This is a genomic window from Roseovarius sp. (assembly GCF_040223625.1).
Classification (GTDB): domain Bacteria; phylum Pseudomonadota; class Alphaproteobacteria; order Rhodobacterales; family Rhodobacteraceae; genus Roseovarius.
Window position 1 is genome coordinate 15,551 of record NZ_JAVKFX010000001.1, and the last position, 21,248, is coordinate 36,798.

General features: G+C 68.2%; 26 protein-coding genes. 17 read left to right on the forward strand and 9 right to left on the reverse strand.

Going from position 1 to position 21,248, the window contains the following annotated elements:
• Positions 1–67 precede the first annotated feature (67 nt).
• Positions 68–610, reverse strand: coding sequence for a cytochrome b (locus tag RLN94_RS00095; protein WP_350130262.1), 543 nt, complete (start codon positions 608–610; stop codon positions 68–70).
• Between the two features lie 210 nt (positions 611–820).
• Between RLN94_RS00095 and RLN94_RS00100 the strand changes: the two genes are divergently transcribed.
• The 4 genes from RLN94_RS00100 to RLN94_RS00115 all read left to right on the forward strand — a co-directional run bounded on the left by RLN94_RS00100 (position 821) and on the right by RLN94_RS00115 (position 3,724).
• Positions 821–1,801, forward strand: a complete 981-nt coding sequence (locus tag RLN94_RS00100; RefSeq protein WP_350130264.1) for an amidoligase family protein — start codon at positions 821–823, stop codon at positions 1,799–1,801.
• Positions 1,798–2,508, forward strand: coding sequence for a gamma-glutamyl-gamma-aminobutyrate hydrolase family protein (locus RLN94_RS00105; protein WP_350130266.1), 711 nt, complete (start codon positions 1,798–1,800; stop codon positions 2,506–2,508). The genes RLN94_RS00100 and RLN94_RS00105 overlap by 4 nt, the downstream gene beginning before the upstream one ends.
• A 31-nt stretch (positions 2,509–2,539) precedes the next feature.
• A complete protein-coding gene (locus RLN94_RS00110; protein ID WP_350130268.1) occupies positions 2,540–3,415 on the forward strand; it encodes a ferritin family protein in 876 nt (291 codons plus the stop codon).
• A gap of 120 nt (positions 3,416–3,535) precedes the next feature.
• A complete protein-coding gene (locus RLN94_RS00115) occupies positions 3,536–3,724 on the forward strand; it encodes a hypothetical protein (RefSeq protein ID WP_350130270.1) in 189 nt (62 codons plus the stop codon).
• Between the two features lies 1 nt (position 3,725).
• Here RLN94_RS00115 and RLN94_RS00120 read toward each other — a convergent pair whose 3' ends face one another.
• On the reverse strand, positions 3,726–5,324 hold the full coding sequence (locus tag RLN94_RS00120) for a SulP family inorganic anion transporter (protein WP_350158838.1): 1,599 nt from the start codon (positions 5,322–5,324) through the stop codon (positions 3,726–3,728).
• 223 nt (positions 5,325–5,547) lie between these two features.
• Here RLN94_RS00120 and RLN94_RS00125 point away from each other — a divergent pair, with 223 nt between their 5' ends.
• The 4 genes from RLN94_RS00125 (at position 5,548) to RLN94_RS00140 (ending at position 9,016) form a co-directional block, all read left to right on the forward strand.
• Entirely contained in the window at positions 5,548–6,429 is an 882-nt protein-coding gene (locus RLN94_RS00125) for an S-methyl-5'-thioadenosine phosphorylase (RefSeq protein WP_350130274.1), read from the forward strand.
• A gap of 210 nt (positions 6,430–6,639) precedes the next feature.
• On the forward strand, positions 6,640–7,266 hold the full coding sequence (locus tag RLN94_RS00130; protein WP_350130276.1) for a LysE family translocator: 627 nt from the start codon (positions 6,640–6,642) through the stop codon (positions 7,264–7,266).
• Positions 7,263–8,540, forward strand: coding sequence for a DoxX-like family protein (locus RLN94_RS00135; protein ID WP_350130278.1), 1,278 nt, complete (start codon positions 7,263–7,265; stop codon positions 8,538–8,540). The genes RLN94_RS00130 and RLN94_RS00135 overlap by 4 nt, the downstream gene beginning before the upstream one ends.
• Positions 8,537–9,016, forward strand: coding sequence for a DUF2269 family protein (locus tag RLN94_RS00140; protein ID WP_350130280.1), 480 nt, complete (start codon positions 8,537–8,539; stop codon positions 9,014–9,016). The genes RLN94_RS00135 and RLN94_RS00140 overlap by 4 nt, the downstream gene beginning before the upstream one ends.
• Positions 9,017–9,025: 9 nt before the next feature.
• On the opposite strand, the gene RLN94_RS00145 is transcribed toward RLN94_RS00140, so the two are convergent.
• Positions 9,026–9,205 carry a hypothetical protein gene (locus RLN94_RS00145; RefSeq protein WP_350130282.1) on the reverse strand — a complete coding sequence of 60 codons (180 nt, stop codon included), beginning with the start codon at positions 9,203–9,205 and terminating at the stop codon, positions 9,026–9,028.
• Between the two features lie 109 nt (positions 9,206–9,314).
• Here RLN94_RS00145 and RLN94_RS00150 point away from each other — a divergent pair, with 109 nt between their 5' ends.
• Positions 9,315–9,437: a hypothetical protein gene (locus RLN94_RS00150; protein WP_350130284.1), complete on the forward strand. Its 123-nt coding sequence runs from the start codon at positions 9,315–9,317 to the stop codon at positions 9,435–9,437.
• A 100-nt stretch (positions 9,438–9,537) separates the two neighbouring features.
• Positions 9,538–10,077 (forward strand): adenine phosphoribosyltransferase, encoded by a 540-nt coding sequence (locus tag RLN94_RS00155; protein ID WP_350130286.1) that lies wholly within the window; start codon positions 9,538–9,540, stop codon positions 10,075–10,077.
• 227 nt (positions 10,078–10,304) lie between these two features.
• Here the strand turns inward: RLN94_RS00155 and RLN94_RS00160 are convergent, their stop codons facing one another.
• A complete protein-coding gene (locus tag RLN94_RS00160) occupies positions 10,305–11,132 on the reverse strand; it encodes an LOG family protein (protein WP_350130288.1) in 828 nt (275 codons plus the stop codon).
• Positions 11,133–11,212: 80 nt separating this feature from the next.
• Here RLN94_RS00160 and RLN94_RS00165 point away from each other — a divergent pair, with 80 nt between their 5' ends.
• From RLN94_RS00165 to dapD, 3 genes are all read left to right on the forward strand, one after another.
• Positions 11,213–12,139 carry a threonine/serine dehydratase gene (locus RLN94_RS00165; RefSeq protein WP_350130290.1) on the forward strand — a complete coding sequence of 309 codons (927 nt, stop codon included), beginning with the start codon at positions 11,213–11,215 and terminating at the stop codon, positions 12,137–12,139.
• Positions 12,140–12,255: 116 nt separating this feature from the next.
• Positions 12,256–12,906 (forward strand): DUF1236 domain-containing protein, encoded by a 651-nt coding sequence (locus tag RLN94_RS00170; RefSeq protein WP_350130292.1) that lies wholly within the window; start codon positions 12,256–12,258, stop codon positions 12,904–12,906.
• A 174-nt stretch (positions 12,907–13,080) separates the two neighbouring features.
• Positions 13,081–13,908, forward strand: coding sequence for a 2,3,4,5-tetrahydropyridine-2,6-dicarboxylate N-succinyltransferase (gene dapD, locus RLN94_RS00175; RefSeq protein ID WP_350130294.1), 828 nt, complete (start codon positions 13,081–13,083; stop codon positions 13,906–13,908).
• Positions 13,909–13,945: 37 nt separating this feature from the next.
• Here dapD and RLN94_RS00180 read toward each other — a convergent pair whose 3' ends face one another.
• The gene (locus RLN94_RS00180; RefSeq protein WP_350130296.1) at positions 13,946–14,617 is read right to left on the reverse strand and encodes an SDR family oxidoreductase; all 672 of its coding nucleotides are present in this window, start codon (positions 14,615–14,617) and stop codon (positions 13,946–13,948) included.
• Between the two features lie 115 nt (positions 14,618–14,732).
• A complete protein-coding gene (locus RLN94_RS00185) occupies positions 14,733–15,128 on the reverse strand; it encodes a rhodanese-like domain-containing protein (protein ID WP_350130298.1) in 396 nt (131 codons plus the stop codon).
• Positions 15,129–15,245: 117 nt separating this feature from the next.
• Here RLN94_RS00185 and RLN94_RS00190 point away from each other — a divergent pair, with 117 nt between their 5' ends.
• Entirely contained in the window at positions 15,246–15,581 is a 336-nt protein-coding gene (locus RLN94_RS00190) for a DUF8846 family protein (protein WP_350130300.1), read from the forward strand.
• A 3-nt stretch (positions 15,582–15,584) separates the two neighbouring features.
• Here the strand turns inward: RLN94_RS00190 and RLN94_RS00195 are convergent, their stop codons facing one another.
• The 3 genes from RLN94_RS00195 to RLN94_RS00205 form a co-directional block, all read right to left on the reverse strand.
• Positions 15,585–16,673 carry a PAS domain-containing protein gene (locus RLN94_RS00195; RefSeq protein ID WP_350130302.1) on the reverse strand — a complete coding sequence of 363 codons (1,089 nt, stop codon included), beginning with the start codon at positions 16,671–16,673 and terminating at the stop codon, positions 15,585–15,587.
• Between the two features lie 126 nt (positions 16,674–16,799).
• Positions 16,800–17,462, reverse strand: coding sequence for a Crp/Fnr family transcriptional regulator (locus tag RLN94_RS00200; protein WP_350130304.1), 663 nt, complete (start codon positions 17,460–17,462; stop codon positions 16,800–16,802).
• A gap of 76 nt (positions 17,463–17,538) precedes the next feature.
• Positions 17,539–18,627, reverse strand: a complete 1,089-nt coding sequence (locus RLN94_RS00205) for a Hint domain-containing protein (RefSeq protein WP_350130306.1) — start codon at positions 18,625–18,627, stop codon at positions 17,539–17,541.
• 311 nt (positions 18,628–18,938) lie between these two features.
• On the opposite strand from RLN94_RS00205, the gene dapE reads away from it, so the two are divergent.
• Genes dapE through RLN94_RS00220 form a run of 3 tightly spaced genes read left to right on the forward strand, consistent with a single transcriptional unit; the run spans position 18,939 to position 21,087 of the window.
• Positions 18,939–20,087, forward strand: a complete 1,149-nt coding sequence (gene dapE, locus RLN94_RS00210; protein ID WP_350130308.1) for a succinyl-diaminopimelate desuccinylase — start codon at positions 18,939–18,941, stop codon at positions 20,085–20,087.
• A 2-nt stretch (positions 20,088–20,089) separates the two neighbouring features.
• Positions 20,090–20,509, forward strand: a complete 420-nt coding sequence (locus RLN94_RS00215) for a GNAT family N-acetyltransferase (protein WP_502949414.1) — start codon at positions 20,090–20,092, stop codon at positions 20,507–20,509.
• Between the two features lie 23 nt (positions 20,510–20,532).
• The gene (locus tag RLN94_RS00220; protein ID WP_350130312.1) at positions 20,533–21,087 is read left to right on the forward strand and encodes a TIGR04282 family arsenosugar biosynthesis glycosyltransferase; all 555 of its coding nucleotides are present in this window, start codon (positions 20,533–20,535) and stop codon (positions 21,085–21,087) included.
• Positions 21,088–21,248 lie beyond the last annotated feature (161 nt).

Consider the following 21,248-nt stretch of genomic DNA (forward strand, 5'->3'; position numbering starts at 1 on the left):
AATTTTGGAAAAATTCCGGGGTAGGACATGCGCATGTCCTACCCCGTTTTCTTTGCAGATAACGGTGTCAGCCCGCCATGCGATGCAGCACCTCGTCGCGGCGAATGAGGCGGTGCCAGATGACCGCCATGGCGATGTGGACGAGGATCAGGAGCGCAAGCACCCAGCCCATTTCGCCGTGCAGTTCGGCGGGGGCCTGCATCCAGGCGATTTCCGTCTCCCGCGGGGCGAAGATCTGCAGGCCGAGATAGGTGAAGCCGCGATCGCTGCCGGCGGCGGCGAGGAGGCGGGTGAAGGGCACGATGACCATCAGCGCGTAGATCGCCACGTGGCCCGCCACCGCCGCCCGGCCGATGAGGTCGCCGGTGTGCTCGGGCCGGCGGGGCAGGTTGGCGAGTCCCCACGCCCCGCGCAGCAGCACCAGCAGGAAGAGCGTGGCACCGAGGGGGTAATGGTAGCTCCAGAGCAGCTCGCGGGTGGCGTTCTCGCGCGGGAGGGCCCAGTGGGCGACGGCGGAGAGGAACTGGGCGGCGAAGAGCAGGGCCATGCCCCAGTGGAGGATCCGGGTGATCAGGCCGTAGCGATGGGGGGTGTCGGTGAGGGGGGTCATGTGCGCTCCGGTCCTCCGTGGAATGGATGGGTTGAAATCGGCGTGCCTGGGCCGGGTTAGATCAGGTAATACTTTGATGCTGAACGGGATTGTCGCGCGTTCACGGAAATGTAACCGGCGGGGCGCCGCGGGGCGCCGAGGATTGGGCATTGCCGGGAAAACGGGCCGGTTTGTGATTGCGTCCGGCGGGGCGGGACCTAGATTGACCTTATGCTTTCGCCCGAGAACAGTTTCGCGCCCCTGCCGCAGCCGGAGACCGCCGAGGGCGGTCCGCGCCTGACCGGTGTGGAGATCGAGCTGGGCGGGCTGGGCGAGGCGCGCTGTGCCGAGATTTGTGCGCGGCACCTGGGCGGGGTGGCGCGGCAGGTGGACGAGGCGATCTGGCAGGTCGAGGACAGCCGGATCGGGGCGCTCAAGGTCTATCTCGATACCGCGCTGCGCCATGCCGACAAGACCGCGCTGCGGGATGCGGCGCTGAGCCTCGGGCGGGAGGTGATCCCGGTGGAGATTGTCACCGACCCGCTGGACCGGGACGGGCTGATCGCGCTGGACGATCTGCGCGAGGCGCTCAGGCAGGCCGGTGCGCTGGGTAGCGGGGGCGGGCTGTTCTTCGGGTTCGGGGTGCATCTGAACGTGCAGGTGGCGTCGGACCGGGCGGAGGCGATCGTGCCGCCGCTTTTGGCCTATGCGCTGATCGAGGACTGGCTGCGGGTCGCCAACCCGATCGACCAGATGCGCCGGGTGCTGCCGTTTGCGGCGGCCTATCCGCGGCGGCTGGTGCGGCGGCTGATCGCGTTGGGGCGCGGGGCGCGGCTGGGGCATGTGATGGATGCCTATGCGCAGGAGGCGCCGTCGCGGAATTTCGGGCTGGACATGCTGCCGGTCTTCGCGTGGCTCGACGCGGGGCGGATGGGGTCGGTGCTGACCAGCGCCACCTCGGCGCGGCCGACCTTTCACTTCCGTCTGCCGGATTGCCGGATCGACGAGCCGGGCTGGACGCTGGACAGTGAATGGCGGCGCTGGCGGACGGTGGAACGGGTGGCGGCCGATACCGAGGCGCTGGCGGAGCTGTCGCAGGGCTGGGAAGCGGCCTATGCCGGTGTGCCCATGCCGCGGGCGTTCTGGGCCGAGCGGTGTGGCGCCATCTTGACGCAGCGGGGGCTGGCGGATGCGGGCGGGGGCCCGGCATGAGCCGGCCGGTGATCGCGGTCACCACCTCGCGCCGGTCGGGCTGGCGGATCTTCCCGCTGGTGGCGCTGAACGTCTGGATCGCCGGGGGCCGGTCGGTGCGCTGGGACGAGGCGGGCGAGGTCGACGTGCCGGCGGTGGACGGGGTGATCATCGGCGGGGGGGACGACATATCGCCGGATCTTTATGGTGGGCAGATCGTGACCTCGGCGCGGCTCGACCCCGAGCGGGACGCGATGGAGCGCGGGATCGTCGAGGCGTGTTTCGAGGCGAAGAAACCGGTGCTGGGCATCTGCCGGGGGAGCCAGATGCTCAACGTGGCGCTGGGCGGGACGCTGCACCAGGATGCCTACCAGGTGTACGAGCGGAGCCGGAAGCACTGGACCGTCCTGCCGCGCAAGACGGTGCGGGTGGAGCGGCACACGCGGCTGGCGGCGATCGCCGGGGAGCACGCGATGCGGGTCAACGCGCTGCACAGCCAGGCGGTGAACGCGCTGGGCCGGGGGATGCGGGTGGCGGCGCGCGATCCCGGCGGCATGATCCAGGCGGTGGAGCGGGTGCGCGACCCGTTCGCGCTGGGGGTGCAGTGGCATCCGGAGCATTTGTTCTATGCGCGGCGGCAGAGGCGGCTGTTCCGGGCGCTGGTGGCCGCGGCGGAGGCACGGCGCGAGCAGGAAGCGCAGTTGCAGCGGGTCGACGAGGTGATGTGAGGGACGTGCCGGCGGGATGCGGGGGAGCGACATGACCGAGACCGAGCGGCACCTGGTGGCGCTGTCGCGCGTGGAGCTGACGGCGGTGCATCAGCAGTTCCTGCACATGCTGGTTCTGCGGGCGCTGGGGGACGAGGCGCATTTGCCGCGTGTGACCGCCATCGACGAGGTGGATTTCGCCAACGCGATGGACATTACCGCGCTGCTGGTGGAGCGGGGTGTGCCGGTACGGCTTCCGGCGCATTGGGTCCGGCCGGGGCGGGACGTGCCTTCGGTGCTGCGGGCGGAGCGGGAGATGGAGGAGGCCATGGCGGCGGTGCTGGGCGCCGCGCGGGCAGAGGATGACGCGGCGCGGGCCTGCATCGCGCGGGCCGCGGCGCCGAGAGCGGATTACCGGGGATGGCTGGAGGCGCGGCTTGCGGAGGCCGGGGCGCCGGGGCCGGATGTCGAAACGGTGCCGGAGGTGGCCGGGGTGCTGGCGCTGCTGACGGCGCTGGTGGAGCAGGCGTTGCTGCACGCCTTCCTGGCGCGTGCGCAGGCCGACAGGGCCGGGGCCGATAACGCCTGGCGGCTGAGCGGGGCGGCGATGCTTTATGCCACGGCGATCGTGCGAGCCGGGCTGGCGGACGGGCAGGGCGTCGTGCCCGGAGAGGTTCCGGGGGTGGGCATGGCGGCGACACCGGAAGCGGCGTTCGAGGCCGACATGGCCCTGACCCGCCGATGCGCCGAGGCGGCGCGGCGGGCAGCCGAGAGGCAGGAGCGAGAGATGGGCCGGCTTTGCGGGCGGATTGCCGAGGCCTGTGACCGGATCGCCGGGATGGGCCGGAACGGTGCCTTTCCGGACGGGTTCGGGCGGGCGCCGATGTTCGATGATTTCGAGGCGACCTGTGCGAGGTTCCTGAGCTGACGGCCCGGCTCAGGCCGCCGCGAAGATTCCCGCGCCTTGCCCCAATTCGGCACGATTGTTGCCACACGGCGAAATTATCCCGGTTCCAGAAACATTACTGTCCGAGGGAAGGAAACAGATATGGAACCGATGAACCCGAACAAGATCCGCGACCTTGTGATGCGCGAGCGTGCGCTGGCCGTGTCGGAACGCGAATGGCAGCATCGCCTGCGCGGCTATGGCTATGGCATCCGCGACACGGCCGAGGGCCGCGTGGTCACCTCGCTGGTGCAGGGCAACGACCTTTGTGCACTGGGCGCGGCGGCCTGAGCTAGCCCTCGGCCCCGCCAAGCACGCCGGTGCGCACGCCGTAATCGACTGCCAGCTGGTAATCCGGGTCGTCGTCACTGTCGACGACGAGGTGGCCGGCCTTCTTCAGAAGGCGGTGGCAATCCGGGCTGAGATGGCGGAGCTTGATGCGCTTGCCCGCGGCCTCGTATTTCGCCGCGATGGCTTCGATGGCCTGCAGGGCCGATTGATCGACCACGCGGCTGCGTGCGAAATCTGCGATGACGGCGTCGGGGTCGTTCTCGATGTCGAAGAGCTCGGCGAAGCCGGCGGCCGAGCCGAAGAAGAGCGGCCCCTGGATTTCATAGACCTTGGCGCCGGTTTCGGTGACCGAGTCGCGCGTGTGGGCGTGGATGCGGGTGGCGTTGTTCCACGCATAGGCCAGCGCCGAGACGATGACGCCCACGACCACCGCGATGGCAAGGTCGTATTGCACGGTGACGACCGTCACGAGCACGATGACCAGTGCGTCGGTCAGGGGGACCTTGCGCAGGATCGTCAGCGAGTTCCACGCGAAGGTGCCGATCACCACCATGAACATCACGCCCACGAGCGCCGCCAGCGGGATCTGTTCGATCAGCGGCGCGGCGAAGAGGATGAAGACCAGCAGGAAAAGCGCCGCCGCGATGGCGGCCAGGCGGGTGCGACCGCCGGATTTCACGTTGATCATCGACTGGCCGATCATGGCGCAGCCGCCCATGCCGCCGAAGAAGCCGGTGACGGTGTTGGCGACACCTTGCGCGATGCATTCCTGGCTGGCGCCGCCGCGCTTGCCGGTCATCTCGCCCACGAGGTTGAGGGTGAGCAGGCTTTCGATCAGGCCGATGGCGGCGAGGATCACCGCGTAGGGGAGAATGATCTCGAGCGTTTCGAGGTTGAGCGGCACCATCGGGATATGCAGCGAGGGCAGCCCGCCCTGAATCGAAGCGAGATCGCCCACGCGGGGCACGTCGAGGCCGAAGGCGATGACGATCCCGGCGACAATGGCGATGCCGGCGAGCGGCGCGGGGATCACGCGGGTGATCCGGGGCATGACCCAGATCAGCGCCATGGTCAGCGCGACGAGGCCGAGCATGGTGTAGAGCGCCATGCCCGACAGCCATTCGCCGCCCGACATGCCGTGATCGGTCTGGACCATGGTGCCGGGCACCTTGAACTGGCCGAGCTGGGCGAGGAAGATCACGATGGCGAGCCCGTTGACGAAGCCCAGCATGACCGGGTGCGGCACGAGGCGGATGAACTTGCCCCAGCGCAGCACGCCGGCGGTGATTTGCAGGATGCCCATCAGGACAACTGTGGCGAAGAGGTATTCGACCCCGTGCTGGGCGACGAGCGAGACCATGACGACGGCCAGCGCGCCGGTGGCGCCCGAGATCATGCCGGGCCGGCCGCCGATCAGCGCGGTGATGAGACCCACGAGGAAGGCCGCGTAGAGGCCCACGAGCGGGTGGACGCCGGCGACGAAGGCGAAGGCCACCGCCTCGGGCACCAGCGCCAGTGCGACGGTGAGCCCCGAGAGGAGCTCGATCCGGAGGCGGGCGGGGGTGAACGGTTCCCGCGGGCCGGGGCGCAGGTGGGGGATGGCAAGACGGCTGGCTACGGCGGCCTTGAGGTCGCGTGTCACGGGGCGGTTCTCTCTGAGATTTTTTCGTTCGGTTTGCGGGCCTGATACTGCACCGCAGCATCGGGCGCCACCCCCGCCCGTGGGAAAGGTGCCTTGTGGTGGCTGCATGGATACACCGGGGCGGGTTTCCATTCCGCCGAAGGCAAGGCAGATTGCGGGGGTGACAGGCAGGGAGACAGGCATGAACGAGACGATGATCGGGGTGATCGGCGGATCCGGGTTGTACCAGATCGATGGGCTGGAGGGGGCCGAGTGGGTGCGCGTCGAGAGCCCGTGGGGCGCGCCGTCTGACGAGGTTCTGTGCGGCGAAGTCGGGGGCGTGAAGATGGCCTTTCTGCCAAGGCACGGGCGGGGGCATGTGCACAGCCCCAGCACGGTGCCCTATCGGGCCAATATCGATGCGTTGAAGCGGCTGGGGGTGACGGATGTCATTTCCGTTTCCGCCTGCGGGTCGTTCCGCGAGGAGATGGCGCCGGGGGATTTCGTGATCGTCGACCAGTTCATCGACCGGACGATCGCACGGGACAAGAGCTTCTTCGGCACGGGCTGTGTCGGGCATGTGAGCCTGGCGCATCCGACCTGTCCGCGGTTGAGCGAGGCGTGCGAGAGTGCCGCCCGGTCGGCGGGGATCACGGTGCACCGGGGCGGGACCTACCTGGCGATGGAGGGGCCGCAATTTTCCACGCTGGCGGAATCGAAGATGTATCGCGAGGTATGGGGCTGCGACGTGATCGGGATGACCAACATGCCGGAGGCCAAGTTGGCGCGAGAGGCGGAGCTTTGCTACGCCTCGGTGGCGATGGTGACGGATTACGACAGCTGGCATCCGCATCACGGCGAGGTGGATATCTCGGCGATCATCGCGACGTTGCAGGGCAATGCCGACAAGGCCCGGGCGATGGTGAAGGGGCTGCCGGGGTTGCTGGGGGCGGAGCGGGACGCTTGCCCGCATGGCTGCGACCGGGCTTTGGAGTTCGCGATTTTGACGGCGCCGGAGGCGAGGGATCCGGAGCTGGTGGGGATGCTGGATGCGGTTGCGGGGCGGGTGTTGTCTCCGCGGTGATTGGGGCTGTGCTTCGGGCCTGATCAGGGGTCTCTTGCGGGGCGAGGTCCCGGCTCGGGGGCCGGGACGGGTGTTTGTGTATTCCGCCGGGCGCGGCTTGTTCCGGGCGGAATGGTGCCGGGCGTTGACGTCGGGGCGGGTTCGGGGTTGGGTATCTCGGGAGAGGTGCCGGGCTGAAGCCCGGCCTACGGGTTGAGAGGGGAGATTTCCATGCCATTTGATCTCTGGCTGGCCTTTGCGGCCGCGTCGACCGCGCTTCTGCTGATCCCGGGGCCGACCGTGCTTCTGGTGCTGAGCTATGCGCTGAGCCAGGGCAAGCGTGTTGCCGTGGCGAGTGCGACCGGCGTGGCGCTGGGGGATCTGTTCGCGATGAGCGCGTCGCTGATGGGGCTGGGGGCGCTGGTGCTGGCCTCGGCCACGCTGTTCACCGTGTTGAAATGGGCGGGGGCAGTGTACCTCGTGTGGCTCGGGATCAAGCTGTTGCGGAGCGCGCCGGCGGGCGGGCTCGAGGAGGTTGGCGGCGCGCAGGTCGACGGGCGCGGGGTGTTCTGGCACGCGGCGGCGGTAACGGCGCTGAACCCCAAGTCGATCGCGTTCTTTATCGCCTTTGTCCCGCAGTTCGTGACGGTGGGTGAGCCGCTGGCGCCGCAATTCGCCATCCTGATCGCCACTTTCGTGGGGCTGGCGGCGGTGAATGCGCTGGCCTATGCGCTGCTGGCCGACAGGCTGCGGCAGACGATCCGGAAACCCGGCGTGATCACCTGGCTGACGCGCGGGGGCGGCGTGGCGCTGATCGGCATGGGGGTGATGACCGCGACCCTGCGCCGGAGCGCATGAGCGGCCATTCCGGAAAGGTTCTGATCCTCGGGGCCGATGGGTTCATCGGGCGGCACCTGGCGTTCGGGCTGCGGGCGGCGGGGTGGCCCGTGGTGGCCTCGGCGCGGCGGTGCGGGCGGCTGGCGCGGATGGGGTTCGAGACGCTGGAGGCCGATCTGGCGGCGCCGGAGGCGGCGACTGTGGATTTCTGGCAGGGGCGGCTTGCAGGGGTGAGCCACGTGGTGAACGCGGCGGGCGTGCTGAGCGCGTCGGAGGGCGTGTCGGAGGCGGTGCATGTGCGGGCGCCGGCGGCGGTGTACGAGGCGCTGGGCGACGTGCGGGGCGTGCTGATTTCCGCCGTGGGCATCGATGACAGCGAGACGGGATTTGCGCGGCACAGGCGCGAGGGCGAGGCGGTGGCGCTGGCGCATGGGATCGTGCCGCTGCGGGCGGGGCTGGTGCTGGGGGAGACGTCCTATGGCGGGTCGTCGCTGGCAAGGGCGTTGGCGGCGTTGCCGTTCGTGGTGCCGGTGGTGGGGAAGGGCGCACAGCCGTTCAACCCGGTGCATGTGGCGGACCTGACGCGGGCGGTGGCGCATTTGCTGGCGCATCCGGTGGAGGGGGTGCAGGAAATCGGCGGACGGCAAGTGGTGACGCAGGCGGAGATGTTGCAGGGGTTGCGGCGGTGGCTGGGGCTGTCGGCGGTGCCGGTTCTGCGGTTGCCGGTCTGGCTGTGCCGGGGGATGGGGCGGATTGGCGATGCGATGCGGCTGGGGCCGATTTCGTTGACGGCGGTTCGGCAGTTGGAGGCAGGGGTTTTGGCGGAGCCGAGCGCGGCGGTCAGGGAGATGCCGGAGGCGCCGCGGGGGTTTTCGGAGTTTGTGAATGCACGGCCCGCGGGGACGCAGGATTTGTGGCATGCGCGGCTCTACCTGATGCGGCCGGTGCTGCGGGTGGTGCTGGCGGTATTGTGGCTGGCCTCGGGACTGATCGGGCTGTTCCTGCCGGCGGCGGAGTTCCTGCCGCTGATCGCGGGAAGCGGCGTGCCGGACTGGCTGGCCGTTGCGTTTGCGCGGCTGGTTGGTGTCGCGGACCTTGCGATTGCGGGCGCGCTGTTGCGGGGGTGGCGGCCGAGGTTGATGGCGGGCGTGCAGGCGGCGATGGTGCTGGGATACACGGTGGCGTTCAGCGTGCTGGCGCCGTTGCTGTGGCTGTTGCCGCTGGGCGGGCTTTTGAAGAACCTGCCGGTTCTGGCGCTGATCGCGGTGGTGGCGGTTCTGGAGGACGAGCGGTGAGCGTCGATCCGTACCTGCTGGCGAAATGGCTGCATATCCTGAGTTCGACGGTGCTGTTCGGCACGGGGATCGGAACGGCGTTCCAGATGGTCTGGGCGATGCGGACGGGGCGGCTGGAGACGATCCACTCGGTCGCGTCGGGGGTGGTGGTGGCGGATTGGCTGTTCACCCTGCCGGCCGGGATCGTGCAGCCGTTGAGCGGGCTGTGGCTGGTGCATCTGGCGGGGTATGGCGCGGGGGAGCCTTGGCTGGTGGTGACCTATGCGCTCTACCTCGTGGCGCTGGCGGCGTGGGTGCCGGTGGTGCGGTTGCAGATCAACATTCGCGACATGGCGGGCGCGGCGCTGCTGCGCGACGAGCCGTTGCCGGAGGCGGCGCAGCGGGCGTTTCGGGTGTGGTTCGTGCTGGGCTGGCCGGCGTTCATCGCGCTGGTGGGCGTGTTCTGGCTGATGGTGGCCAAGCCCGCGCTGTGGTGAGGGGGCGGGTCAGCCGTTCTTTTCCACGAAGCTGCGGATGAAGGCGCGGATTTCTCGGGCGGCGCTGGTGTCCATCTCCTTGCAGAGCTTGATGAATTCATCACGCTCCTGCTTGTCGAGGCGAAGGATCAACTGGCTGTCTTTCTTGCCCGATTTCTTCTTGTCCTTCTTGTCGTCTTTCTTGTTCACGCTGTTTTCGCCCCTGCCATGCTTGACTTTCTGCCAATACAATGTATATACATTGCATATGCAGTCGAGGCCAACATAACGGCCAAACGGCGGGAAAGGAACTGAAAAAATGACACTCGATACGGCAAAGTACTATCTGCTGCGCGAACGGATGGACTGGAAACGCCCGCACCTGCGCTGGGTGCCGAACGCGCTTTACACGCTGATCGTCAGGACGCGGAACGTGCACTGACGCCGCGTGCCCGGCGGGGCGCGCCCGACCCGGCCCTTGCGAACGGGGCCGGGATCGGCGAAACCGGACCACGGAACCGACATCATCCCGGGGGCCGGACATGCCGAAATCCACCAACGTCAAAGACTATATCCGCACGATCGCCGATTTCCCGCACGAGGGGATCATGTTCCGCGACGTGACGACGCTGTTCGCCGATCCGCGCGGGTTCCGCATGGCGGTGGACCAGATGCTGCACCCCTATGCCGGGCTCAGGATCGACAAGGTCGTGGGGCTCGAGGCGCGGGGGTTCATCCTTGGCGGCGCGATGGCGCACCAGCTTTCGGTCGGGTTCGTGCCGATCCGGAAGAAGGGAAAGCTTCCGGGGAAGGTGATATCCGAGGATTACCAGCTCGAGTATGGCGAGGCGGTGGTCGAGGTGCATGACGACGCGATTTCGGCGGGCGAGACGGTGTTGCTGGTGGATGACCTGCTGGCGACGGGCGGCACGGCGGAGGCCGGGATCCGGCTGATCGAGCGGCTGGGGGGCGAGATTTTGGGTTGTGCGTTCATCATCGACCTGCCGGAGCTGGGCGGCCGGGCGCGGCTCGAGAAGCTGGGGATGGATGTGCACGCACTTTGTGCGTTCGAGGGGGCCTGAGCTGGGGGCGTTTGCGGTTCGCGGGGGCGTGTGCGGCGCGAGGTCCCGGGTCGAGCCCGGGACGGGTGTTGTGTGGGACGGGTTTCCTGACGGCGTAAACGGGGAATTAACCTTGAGCCTCTAGTCACGGGGAAGCCGACCCTGTTCGGCCTTGCTTGCGGGCCTTTCCGTAGGATCGTGCCGGTGCCCCGTTCCCCCCCTCCTGGAACGGGGCACCAATACGCAGGTCAGGGGTGGGGGATGTCCCCGCTCCAGTTCTCGATGATCTCCATCGCTTCCTGTGCCGTTTCGACGAACTGGAAGAGGTCGAGGTCTTCGGCCGAGATGGTGCCGGCCTCGGACAGCGCCTCCCAGTTGATGATGGTGCGCCAGAACTCCTCGCCGAAGAGCAGGAAGGGCACGCGGTTCATCCGGTCGGTCTGGATCAGGGTCAGCGCCTCGAACATCTCGTCTAGCGTGCCGAAGCCGCCGGGGAAGCAGCAGATGGCGCGGGCGCGCATCAGGAAGTGCATCTTGCGGATGGCGAAATAGTGGAAGTTGAAGCAGAGGCCTGGTGTCACGTATTCGTTGGGCGCCTGTTCATGCGGCAGGACGATGTTGAGCCCGATGGAGGAGCCGCCCGCGTCGGCCGCGCCGCGGTTGCCGGCCTCCATCACGCCGGGGCCGCCGCCGGTGGCGATGACGAATTCCTTGCCGTAGGACCCCATGGACTTCATCGTCATCAGCCGGGCGAATTCGCGCGCCTCGTCATAGAAGCGCGAGAGACCGGCCAGCGTTTCGGTGCGGGCGGTGTCCTTTTTGGCCGGTTCCGGGATGCGGGCGCCGCCGAAGAGGACGACGGTGCTTTCGATGCCGCGCTCGTTGAGGATCATCTCGGGCTTGAGCAGCTCGAGCTGGAGGCGCACCGGGCGCAGCTCGTCGCGGCAGAGGAAATCGTCATCGGCAAAGGCAAGGCGATAGGCGGGGGCCCGGGTCTGGGGCGTGTCGGGCACCTGTTCGGCGGTGTTGCGGTCGGCGCTGGCGTCGCGGAACTGGCTGTAGCGTTCGTCTTGCATGAAGCGTGTCTTCCCTGCTTGGGTCTGGCCTAATAGGGGTATAGGGTTCGCCCGGATTTGACCAGCGGGAGGGACGGGCGATGGACTGGAAAGCCGGGATAGAGGCAGCGTGGCATCGGGTGGGTGGCCACGTGCGGCGGACGCCGGTGGTGGCGGCCCGCGGGTTCGGGCTGGGCTACCCGGTGGAGATGAAGCTGGAGCAGGCGCAGCACACCGGGAGTTTCAAGGCGCGTGGCGCGTTCAACACGCTTTTGTCGATGGAGGTGCCGGCGGCCGGGCTGGTGGCGGCGTCGGGAGGCAACCATGGCGCGGCGGTGGCCTATGCCGGGGCGAAGCTGGGCCATCGGGCGCGGATTTACGTGCCGGAGATGGCGGGGCCCGCGAAGATCGGGCTGATCGAGCGGTTGGGGGCCGATTTGCAGGTGGTGCCGGGGGCCTATGCCAACGCGCTGGAGGCGGCGCGGGCCTACGAGGCCGAGACCGGGGCGATGCAGATCCATGCCTATGACGCGGAGGCGACGGTGGCCGGGCAGGGCACCTGCATGGCCGAGTGGGAGGACCAGGGGCTGCAGGCCGACACGGTGCTGATTGCCGTGGGCGGTGGCGGGCTGATCGGCGGGGCGCTGGCGTGGCTTCAGGGGCGGCGCAAGGTGGTGGCGGTGGAGCCCGCGACCGCCTGCGCGCTGCATGACGCGTTGAAGGCCGGCGGGCCGGTGGATGTGGAGGTGTCGGGCGTGGCAGCCAACGCGCTGGGGGCCAGGCGGATCGGGGAGATCTGTTACGGGCTGGCCAAGGCGCAGGGGATCGAGAGCGTGCTGGTGGGCGACGATGCCATCACGGAGGCGCAGCTGGCCCTGTGGCGGGAGATGCGGCAACTGGTGGAGCCCGCTGGTGCGACGGCACTGGCGGCACTGATGGCGGGGGCCTACGTGCCCGAGCCGGGCGAGCGGGTGGCGGTGCTGGTCTGCGGCGGCAACATCGCGCCGGACCCGCTATCGGCGGGATGACGCCAGTTGCCGCGGGCCCCCGGAACGGGGGCGGGGCGACGGCGTTGTGTCCTCAGCGCGCCGGCGGGAAACCTGCCGGGCTGCGCAGTGTCTTAACAGCTATGAGGATTCCAGCCATGAAGATGCAGCTTTTTACCCTGACCCTGATCGGAACCATGGGCGCCACCGCCGCCTATGCGGAAACCAGCGCGACCGCCGTGACCGACCTGAACCTGCGCGCGGGCCCCGGGCCGCAGCAGAGCATTGTCGGCGTCATTCCCGCCGAGGCGGCGGTGAACGTGCACGGGTGCCTTGCCGAAAACGCCTGGTGCAAGGTCAGCTTCGACGGCGTCGAGGGCTGGGCCTATGGCGATTACCTATCGGCGTCGCTTGAGGGCGAGCAGTTGATGATCGCGCCGAACCGCGACCAGATCGAGGTGAGCACGGTGACCTACGAGGACAGCAATGCCGACGACGTTGCCGTGGGCGGTGCCGCCGGTGGCATCATCGGCGCGATTGCTGGCGGCCCGGTGGGCGCCGCGGCCGGCGCTGTTGTCGGTGCCGCGCTTGGCGGGGCCAGCGATCCGGGCGAGGAAACCATCGTCTATGTCCGCGAGAACCCGGTCGAGCCGGTCTACCTCGAGGGTGAGGTGGTGACCGGCGTGCAACTGCCCGAGGCGGTGACGCTTAACACCGTGCCGACGTCGGAATACCGTTACGCCTATGTGAACGGTGTGCCGGTCGTGGTCGACCCGGCCGAGCGGCGCGTGGTGTATATCGTCCGGTAATGCCGCGACGGATCGGATGTGGAAACCGGCGGGGCCAGCGCGGCGCCGCCGGTTTTTTCGTGGGGCGGAGGGTGCCCGTGCCGCGAACGGCCGGTGCGGCGTCGCATTGCGATCTGCCCCGTGCGCCCGTATAGGGCATGGCAGCGAGAACCAGACCTGTCACGGAGACGCCCGATGTCGAACGCCCAACTTGAACAAGCCATCGAAGCCGCGTGGGATGCACGCGACAGCATTACCCCCTCGACCGGCGGCGAGACGCGCGAGGCCATCGAGGACACGCTCGAGGCGCTGGACAGCGGCAAGCTGCGCGTGGCCGAGCGGCAAGCTGACGGCGAATGGCGCGTCAACCAGTGGGCGAAGAAGGCCGTGCTGCTGGGGTTCCGCATCAAGGACATGGAACAGCATGACAACGGCCCGCAAGGCGGCGGCTGGTGGGACAAGGTCGACAGCAAGTTCAAGGGCTGGGGCGACAACCAATGGAAGGCGGCCGGGTTCCGGGCGGTGCCGAACTGTGTGGTGCGCAAATCGGCCTATATCGCGCCGGGCGTGGTGCTGATGCCGTCCTTCGTGAACCTCGGGGCCTATGTGGACGAGGGGACGATGGTGGATACCTGGGCCACGGTAGGCTCCTGCGCGCAGATCGGCAAGGGCGTGCACCTGTCGGGCGGCGTGGGGATCGGCGGCGTGCTGGAGCCGATGCAGGCCGGCCCGACGATCATCGAGGACAACTGCTTCATCGGGGCGCGGTCGGAGGTCGTGGAAGGCTGTATCGTGCGCGAGGGCTCGGTGCTCGGCATGGGGGTCTATATCGGCCAGTCGACCAAGATCGTCGACCGGGAGACCGGCGAGGTCTTCATGGGCGAGGTGCCGCCCTATTCGGTGGTGGTGTCGGGCTCGATGCCGACGAAGAACAACCTCAACCTCTATTGCGCCGTGATCGTCAAGCGGGTGGACGAGCGGACCCGGTCGAAGACCGGGATCAACGAGTTGCTGCGGGATTGATCGGGAGGCGCGCCCCGGTGCGGGGCGCGCGCATGCCTCAGCCGGTCGGCATGACGTGGACCTCGCGGACCTCGGCGCGGGGGCCTTGCGAGAGGGCGAACATCACGGCGCCGGCCACGTCTTCGGGCTTGAGCTTGTCCGGCTTGGCCTCGTCGAAGAAGGGCGTGTCGACCATGCCGGGCGAGATCAGGGTGCAGCGCCCGCCCCAGTCGCGCATTTCCTCGGACATGTTGCCGGCATAGCCGTGGACGAACCACTTGGAGGCCGAGTAGATCGAGCCCTTGATGTGGGTCCGGCCGGCGGCGGAGCCGGTGAGGAGGAGGTGGCCGCGCGTCTTGCGCAACTCCGGCAGGGCGGCGCGGGCGGTGTAGAGTACGCCCATCACGTTGAGATCGACGAGCTTGCGCCATTCCTCGGGGTCGCCGCCCTCGGTGCCCGGCGTGTCGAGGCCGGTGCCGGCATTGGCGAAGGCCGCGTCGAGGGCGCCGAAGCGGTCGACTGTGCGGCGGACGGCGTCTTGTTGCGCGGCGAGATCGGTGGCGTCGCCGGGCAGCGCCAGCGCGGCGTCGCCCAGTTCGGCGGTGAGGGTTTCCAGCTTGTCGGCGGAGCGGGCCATGAGGCCCACGTTCCAGCCTGCCGAGACGGCGGCGCGGGCGGTGGCGGCGCCGATGCCGGTGGAGGCGCCGGTGATGAAGAGGGTTTTCGTCATGGGGGGCTCCCGTGTGATCTGCGTTGGGGCGGGAGGTGTGGCGTTGTGCGCGGTTGGCAAGGGGGGTGTCGAGATCTTTAAAAGATCTCGATCCGTTTTCTTTTAAAGAAAACGGTTACTTGGAGCGGCTGGGCTTTTCGCCGACGGGGCCGTGGGCTTCCTTCCAGCCGGAGAAGCCGTCGTCGATATGGCTGACGTTCGGTAGCCCCATTTCTTGGGCCGTGCGGGCGGAGAGGGCGGAGCGCCAGCCCGAAGCGCAGTAGAAGACGAAGCGGTTGCCGGTCTGGAACTGCTCCTTGGCGTAGGGCGAGTCGGGGTCGATCCAGAATTCGAGCATGCCGCGGGGGCAGTGGAAGGCGCCGGGGATCATGCCCTCGCGGTCGAGCTCGCGCGGGTCGCGGAGGTCGACGAAGGTGACGCCCTCGGCGCCGTGCTGGTCGAGGTAATCGGTGGCGGGGGCGTGCTCGACCATCGCGTTCGCCTCGGCCACCATGTCCTTGATGCGTTTCATGGGTGCGTTCCCTCTGCCGTTGGCGGGAAGGTATGGCCTGGCGGCGGGAATGCAAGCGGGATTGACTTGGGGGCCCGCGTGGCGCAGGGCAGGGCGGAACGGGAAAGGGTGACGGTCATGTCCGGAAACAGCAAGACGCCGCCGCGCCGGCAGCAGGTGTTCACGCTTCTGGTCGAGATCGGCCGGAAGGCGGGCGATGGGCTGCCGGAGAAGGCCACGGGCGCGGCGCTGGTGGTCTATGCCAGCGGCGTCGACGAGGCCGAGGCGGTGCGCGAGACGGTGGCGATCCTGAAGCAGGCCGATACCGCGCCGCTGGACGTGACGGGCTACGGCACGCTGGAGGAGCGGGAGGCCGAGGGGCACGAGATCAGCGATGAAGAGCGCGAGTTGATGCAGCGGGCGCTGGACGAGAACGCGGTGATCGTGGCGCAGATGACGCCGTTTTACGATTAGGGGTCAGAGGTCGATGGTGATCCGGGTGCCCGGCCCGGCCCCGTCGACCGTGAGCTTTGCGCCGAGGGAGTCGGTGAGCGCGGTGACGATGCTGCCGCCGACGCCTGGCACGCGATCGTGCCCGGTGGTGTCGAGCCGGCCGCCGCTGTGTTCGGCGCGGTCGTGCTGTTCCCTGATGCTGGCGGCGCCGAAGGGCCAGTTGTAGCCCTCGGGGATGCCGTTGCCGTCATCCTGCACGGTGAGGCGGACGGTGCCGTCGTCGAGCGTGGTGAAACGGACATCGACGGCGCCGGTGTCCCGGCCCTCAAAGGCGTGTTCGAAGGCGTTGGTGACGAATTCCGACAGCAACAGGCCAAGGCGGGCGGCGTGATCGACGGGCAGCGAGATGTCGTCGCACTCGACGTTGAGGCGGATGGCGTTGCGCGGCTCGAGGCTGGCCACGACCGAGGCGATGCGGCTGAGATAGGCGCCGGCGGCGAGGTCCTTGTCCGGATCGCCATTGCCGCTGCTGTTGAGGAGTTCGTCGTAGAGCACGGAAAGTGCTTCGATCCGGCGGCTGATGGCCTTGAGCGACTCGGCGGTGACCTCGCGCCGGGCCTGGATGCGGATCATGCTGACGATCATCGAGAGGTGGTTCTTCACCCGATGCTGCAATTCGCGCAGGAGATGGAGCGAGTTGTCGTCGGTCTCTGGCCGTTCGTCCTTTTCGGGCATGGGGACGTTGCGCTGAAGGCCGAAATAGCCGTTGAGCTGGCCCTGGGGGTCGTGGATCGGGGCGAGGAGAAGCTGGTTGCGGAAGACGCTGCCGTCGGCGCGGTGATTGGTGAGGGTGATCTCGAATTCTTCCTCGGCGCGGAGCCCGTCGCGGATGCGGTCGATGGCCTCGGGTTCGGTTTCGGGGCCCTGCAGGAACCGGCAGTTGCGGCCGACCGCGTAGTCGCGGCTGTAGAGGGTGAGCGCTTCGAAGGCGCTGTTCACATAGGTGATCGGGTTGTCGGGCAGGCGGGGATCGGTCAGCACCATCGCCAGCGGCGAGCGACGAATTGCGGTGGTAATCAATTGATCGTCGTCGCCCAACCGTTCCTGATCCATCCAAATATCCCTTGAGATTCGTCGGCCGAGTGGAAGGTACCAGCCACGCCGACCGAACAACGTTAACGTGTCTTAATCATATGATCTGTACGATATCGCACCAACCTAGAAGCCAATTGAGTGTTGTCAAGAATTCGGCAAGAGCGTGTCGTAGGCGTCGCGCACACGGTCGTAGCATTCGCAGCTCGCCTTGCGGAGGCCCTTGTGATCGGTGACGGCCATGCGGCCGTGGGAATAGGTGATCAGGCCTTCCTCGCGCAGTTCCGCCGCGACCTTCGACACGGTCGCCCGGCGCACGCCCAGCATGTGCGAGAGGAATTCGTGGGTGAGGTTCATGTGCTGGCCATCGGCGCGGTCATGCATGGTCAGCAGCCAGCGGGAGAGGCGCTGGCGCGCGTCATGGGCGCCATTGCAGGCGCCGGAGACCATGACCTGGAACAGCACCGCCTGCACGGTGGCGAAGAGCACGTGTCGGAACTCGTCCTGTTCCATCAGGCTGACGAAGCGGGAGGCGGGCAATTTCAGGGCCGAGCCGCCGACCTGGATTTCGTTTGCGGTAAGCTGGGTCTCGCGCCCGAGGGTGAGGTTGATGCCGGAGCAGGCCTCGCGCCCGATATTGGCCATCTCGATGGTGGAGCCGTCGCCATAGGTGGCCAGCACCGAGATGACGGCGGATTCCGGAAAATAGACGGCGTTGGTCTTCTCGCCAACCTGGTGCAGCACGGTGCGGGCGTCGAATTCGACCAGCTCGCACTGTCCCAGCACCTCGGCCCGCGTGGCAGGCGGCAAAGCCCTCAATACCCTGTTCTGTGTGTCCTGCACCATGCGATTTGAACGCAAGCGGACGGAATTTGGTTCCGGGGGTTCAGGCCGCCCGGCTGCTGGCGAGGGTCACGGCCTCGAACGGCTTGAGGATCGGCCATGCCGGCTGGGCGTGTTCGGGCAGGCGGCTGCGGTCGAACCCGGCAAGCACGCTGGCCGCCAGCGCGTCGGGCTTGCGACGGATGCGGCCGATCAGCAGGCTGGAGACGGCGCAGCCCGAGGCGATCACCGCCTCGTGGCCGGGCAGCAGTACCTGGTAGTAGGTGACCATTTCCGGCCCCTTGGCCCAGAAGGCCGAGACGTTGTTCACGAGATGCCGGGCGGGCACCAGCACCGCCTCGCGGCCGAACATGTATTCGACATCCGAGCCGCGCATCACCAGCTTCTGGTTGGGCGAGACGGCGATATCGCGGGTCAGGCCGAAATAGCCGGCGCGCAGGCGGATCGGGTGGAAGCTGCCCTTGGCGGGCACCGTGCGGCGGACGACCTGAAGCACCGGCACCTGTTCGCCGCGGTCGGTGATGACAACGTCGCCGCGGCGGATGCGGTGGACGGGGGTTTCGCCCATGCTGGTCAGGATCCGGGTCTGCGAGGTGAGCCCCGGCATCGGGCCCACGGGTTCGATCTGGTCGGAGACGGCGTAGAATGTCACCTCGCGGTCCATCTCTGTCCGGCCGCGGCGGAGGGAGATCTCGCGCAGGTCCTCGAGCGCCATGGGGCGCGAGTTGGGCAGATCGACGGAATGGGTGCTGTTGGGATAGGGGCGTTCGATGCTCAGCCGGCCGGTGCGGCCGGGGGCATCCCAGCTGTAGGTGAGGCGCACCACGTCGGTGCGGTCGTTGTAGGGGCAGGGCAGGATGGCGGTGCGGGTGTCGTCGCCCTGGGCCTCGATCAGCACGACGCTGCCGCCGGGCAGGGCCTGGAGCGAGAAGGTGCCGGACCACGGGTGCGAGCGGCGGAAGGCTAGCAAGGTTTGCGGCCGGTTGTCGGGGGAGAGGCGGGTTTCGACCAGAAGGGTGCCGCGGGGCAGAAGGCTGTCGGGCGGAAAGCTGTCGGCCGCGGCCGGCGCGCCGCCGGGGCCCGCGAGCGAGAACCAGGCGGAGGTGCGATCCGTGACGCCGATCCAGGTCATGCGCGGACCGTTTTCAATATTATCGGACGCTCGACATTTTCGATCATGCCTGCTTGCCCCGTCCCTTTTTTGTCGAGGCAGGCACCATGGTCGTGGCCGGACGCGAAAGATGCGCCCACGCCCCATCGGGACAGTTTCGGAGTGTCCGCTCGGTCCGCGGCCTGTTGCGGCCGCTATGGTTTGCCCTGCCTCGGGTTGTTTATTGGGGGTTGCCTAGCAGATTTGTGCTTGATTGTTAAGCGTTATTCACGAGGTTGAAGAAACCGGCCAGTGCCTGTGGCCGGTGCCCAATGCGCCTGAAAGGAACCCTCATGACCCAGCCCACCGACCCTGTTGCCCTGACCGCCGACCTGATCCGCTGCCCCTCGGTGACGCCCGAGGAGGGGGGCGCGCTGACGCTGTTGGAGGCGCGGCTGAGCGAGGCGGGATTTGCCTGCGCGCGGGCTGATCGCAACGGGGTGGCGAACCTGTTTGCCCGCTGGGGCGAGAAGGGGGCGGCGAAGAGCTTCGGCTTCAACGGGCATATGGACGTGGTGCCGGTGGGGGACGAGGCCGCGTGGACCGTGGCGCCCTTCGGGGCGGAGGAGAAGGACGGGTTTCTTTGGGGCAGGGGGGCGACCGACATGAAGTCGGGCGTGGCGGCCTTTGCCGCCGCCGCGATCGATTTCGTGACGCAGACGCCGCCGGAGGGGGCCGTCATCCTGGCGATCACCGGCGACGAGGAGGGTGACGCGGTCGACGGCACGGTGGCGCTGCTCGACTGGATGGGGCGGGAGGGTGAGCGGATGGATGTCTGCCTTGTGGGCGAACCGACCTGCCCCGACCGGATGGGCGACATGATCAAGATCGGGCGGCGTGGGTCGCTTTCGGCGTGGTTCACGATCACCGGGGTGCAGGGGCATTCCGCCTATCCGCATCGGGCGAAGAACCCGCTGCCGGCGATGGCGCGGCTGATGGACCGGCTGGCGAACGAGACGCTGGACGAGGGGACCGAGCATTTCGACCCGTCGACGCTGGCGGTGGTGACGATCGACACGGGGAACCCGGCGACCAACGTGATCCCGGCGCAGTGCCGGGCGACGGTGAACATCCGGTTCAACGATGCGCAAGAAAGCCGGGGGCTGATCGACTGGATGCAGGGGGAGCTGGACCGGGTGGCCGAAGAGTTCGGTGTGACCGGCGAGATGGAGGTGAAGGTGTCGGGCGAGAGCTTCATCACCCCGCCGGGTGCCTTGTCGGACATGGTGGCGCAGGCAGTGGAGGCCGAGACCGGCGTGGTGCCGGTGCTGTCGACCACGGGCGGGACATCGGATGCACGCTTCGTCAAGGATCACTGTCCGGTGGTGGAGTTCGGCCTTGTGGGCCAGACGATGCACCAGGTGGACGAGCGGGCGGAGGTGGAACAGATCTGGCAGTTGAAGGCGATCTATGGCCGGATCCTCAGGGAGTATTTCGGGTGACGCTGGAGGTCGGGCCGACGGAGGATATCGCCGCCTGTGCCGCGCTGCGCCGGGCGGTGTTCATCGAGGAGCAGGGGGTTCCCGAGGAGGTTGAGCAGGACGGGCGTGATGGCGAGGCGCATCACGTGCTGGCGGTGCTGGACGGGGTGCCGGTGGGCTGCGGTCGGATTTTGCTGGACGGGGCGACGGGGAAGATCGGGCGGGTCTGTGTCTTGCCGAAGCATCGCGGGCAGGGGATCGGGCTGGCGCTTGTCGGGGCCTGCCTGAAGGTGCTGCGCAGGGTGCCGGGGGTGACACGGGCCGAGCTGGGGGCGCAGAGCTACGCGATCGGGCTTTACGAACGGTTAGGGTTTACCGCCTATGGCCCGGAATTCGCCGATGCCGCGGGTCAGCCGCACCGGATGATGGGCCGCAGCCTGTGAGGGCGCGGCGGCAGGTCGTGGTGATGCTGAAGGAGCCGCGGGCGGGGCGGGTGAAGACGCGGCTGGGCCGGGAGATCGGGATGGTCGAGGCGGCGTGGTGGTTCCGGCACCAGACGGCAAGGCTGTTGCGGCGGGTGGAGGATCCGCGCTGGCGGCTGGTGCTGGCGGTGACGCCGGACCGGGCCGGGATGGCCAGCCGCGTGTGGCCCGCGCATTTGCCAAGGGTTGCGCAGGGCGGGGGCGACCTCGGGGATCGGATGGGGCGGCTGCTCGGGGCGATGCCGCCGGGGCCGGTCTGCATCATCGGGGGGGATATCCCGGGGGTGCGCAAGGCGCATTTGGCCAAGGCTTTCAGGATGTTGGGCGAGCGTGACGCGGTCTTCGGACCGGCGGAGGACGGCGGGTTCTGGCTGGTTGGCATGAAGCGCGTGGCTCGGCCGCCGGCGGGGTTGTTCCGGGGGGTGCGGTGGTCGACGGACACGGCGCTGGCAGACAGCGTGGCGAGCCTTTCGGGGTGTCGCGTGGGGTATTGTGACAGGTTGCGGGATGTGGACCGGGCGGCGGATTTGAGCGGGTAGGGGGTGGTCCGGGGCCGGGGGTGTGGTGGGTTTGCACCCACCCTTGTCTCTTTGATCTGTGTGATATTCGGTATCGGCAGGCGAGACCCCGTCCCACCCTTGGTCCTTGAGACCGTCGCGTAGCCTGGGGCTCGTCTGCCGACCGTTGTCAAACCTGAACA

Excerpts from the sequence above, each read along its gene's own strand:
- RLN94_RS00095 (WP_350130262.1), bottom strand. The coding sequence starts at position 610 with ATGACCCCCCTCACCGACACCCCCCATCGCTACGGCCTGATCACCCGG.
- RLN94_RS00100 (WP_350130264.1), top strand. The coding sequence starts at position 821 with ATGCTTTCGCCCGAGAACAGTTTCGCGCCCCTGCCGCAGCCGGAGACC.
- RLN94_RS00105 (WP_350130266.1), top strand. The coding sequence starts at position 1,798 with ATGAGCCGGCCGGTGATCGCGGTCACCACCTCGCGCCGGTCGGGCTGG.
- RLN94_RS00110 (WP_350130268.1), top strand. The coding sequence starts at position 2,540 with ATGACCGAGACCGAGCGGCACCTGGTGGCGCTGTCGCGCGTGGAGCTG.
- RLN94_RS00115 (WP_350130270.1), top strand. The coding sequence starts at position 3,536 with ATGGAACCGATGAACCCGAACAAGATCCGCGACCTTGTGATGCGCGAG.
- RLN94_RS00125 (WP_350130274.1), top strand. The coding sequence starts at position 5,548 with ATGAACGAGACGATGATCGGGGTGATCGGCGGATCCGGGTTGTACCAG.
- RLN94_RS00130 (WP_350130276.1), top strand. The coding sequence starts at position 6,640 with ATGCCATTTGATCTCTGGCTGGCCTTTGCGGCCGCGTCGACCGCGCTT.
- RLN94_RS00135 (WP_350130278.1), top strand. The coding sequence starts at position 7,263 with ATGAGCGGCCATTCCGGAAAGGTTCTGATCCTCGGGGCCGATGGGTTC.
- RLN94_RS00150 (WP_350130284.1), top strand. The coding sequence starts at position 9,315 with ATGACACTCGATACGGCAAAGTACTATCTGCTGCGCGAACGGATGGAC.
- RLN94_RS00155 (WP_350130286.1), top strand. The coding sequence starts at position 9,538 with ATGCCGAAATCCACCAACGTCAAAGACTATATCCGCACGATCGCCGAT.
- RLN94_RS00160 (WP_350130288.1), bottom strand. The coding sequence starts at position 11,132 with ATGCAAGACGAACGCTACAGCCAGTTCCGCGACGCCAGCGCCGACCGC.
- RLN94_RS00165 (WP_350130290.1), top strand. The coding sequence starts at position 11,213 with ATGGACTGGAAAGCCGGGATAGAGGCAGCGTGGCATCGGGTGGGTGGC.
- RLN94_RS00170 (WP_350130292.1), top strand. The coding sequence starts at position 12,256 with ATGAAGATGCAGCTTTTTACCCTGACCCTGATCGGAACCATGGGCGCC.
- dapD (WP_350130294.1), top strand. The coding sequence starts at position 13,081 with ATGTCGAACGCCCAACTTGAACAAGCCATCGAAGCCGCGTGGGATGCA.
- RLN94_RS00180 (WP_350130296.1), bottom strand. The coding sequence starts at position 14,617 with ATGACGAAAACCCTCTTCATCACCGGCGCCTCCACCGGCATCGGCGCC.
- RLN94_RS00185 (WP_350130298.1), bottom strand. The coding sequence starts at position 15,128 with ATGAAACGCATCAAGGACATGGTGGCCGAGGCGAACGCGATGGTCGAG.
- RLN94_RS00190 (WP_350130300.1), top strand. The coding sequence starts at position 15,246 with ATGTCCGGAAACAGCAAGACGCCGCCGCGCCGGCAGCAGGTGTTCACG.
- RLN94_RS00195 (WP_350130302.1), bottom strand. The coding sequence starts at position 16,673 with ATGGATCAGGAACGGTTGGGCGACGACGATCAATTGATTACCACCGCA.
- RLN94_RS00205 (WP_350130306.1), bottom strand. The coding sequence starts at position 18,627 with ATGACCTGGATCGGCGTCACGGATCGCACCTCCGCCTGGTTCTCGCTC.
- dapE (WP_350130308.1), top strand. The coding sequence starts at position 18,939 with ATGACCCAGCCCACCGACCCTGTTGCCCTGACCGCCGACCTGATCCGC.
- RLN94_RS00220 (WP_350130312.1), top strand. The coding sequence starts at position 20,533 with ATGCTGAAGGAGCCGCGGGCGGGGCGGGTGAAGACGCGGCTGGGCCGG.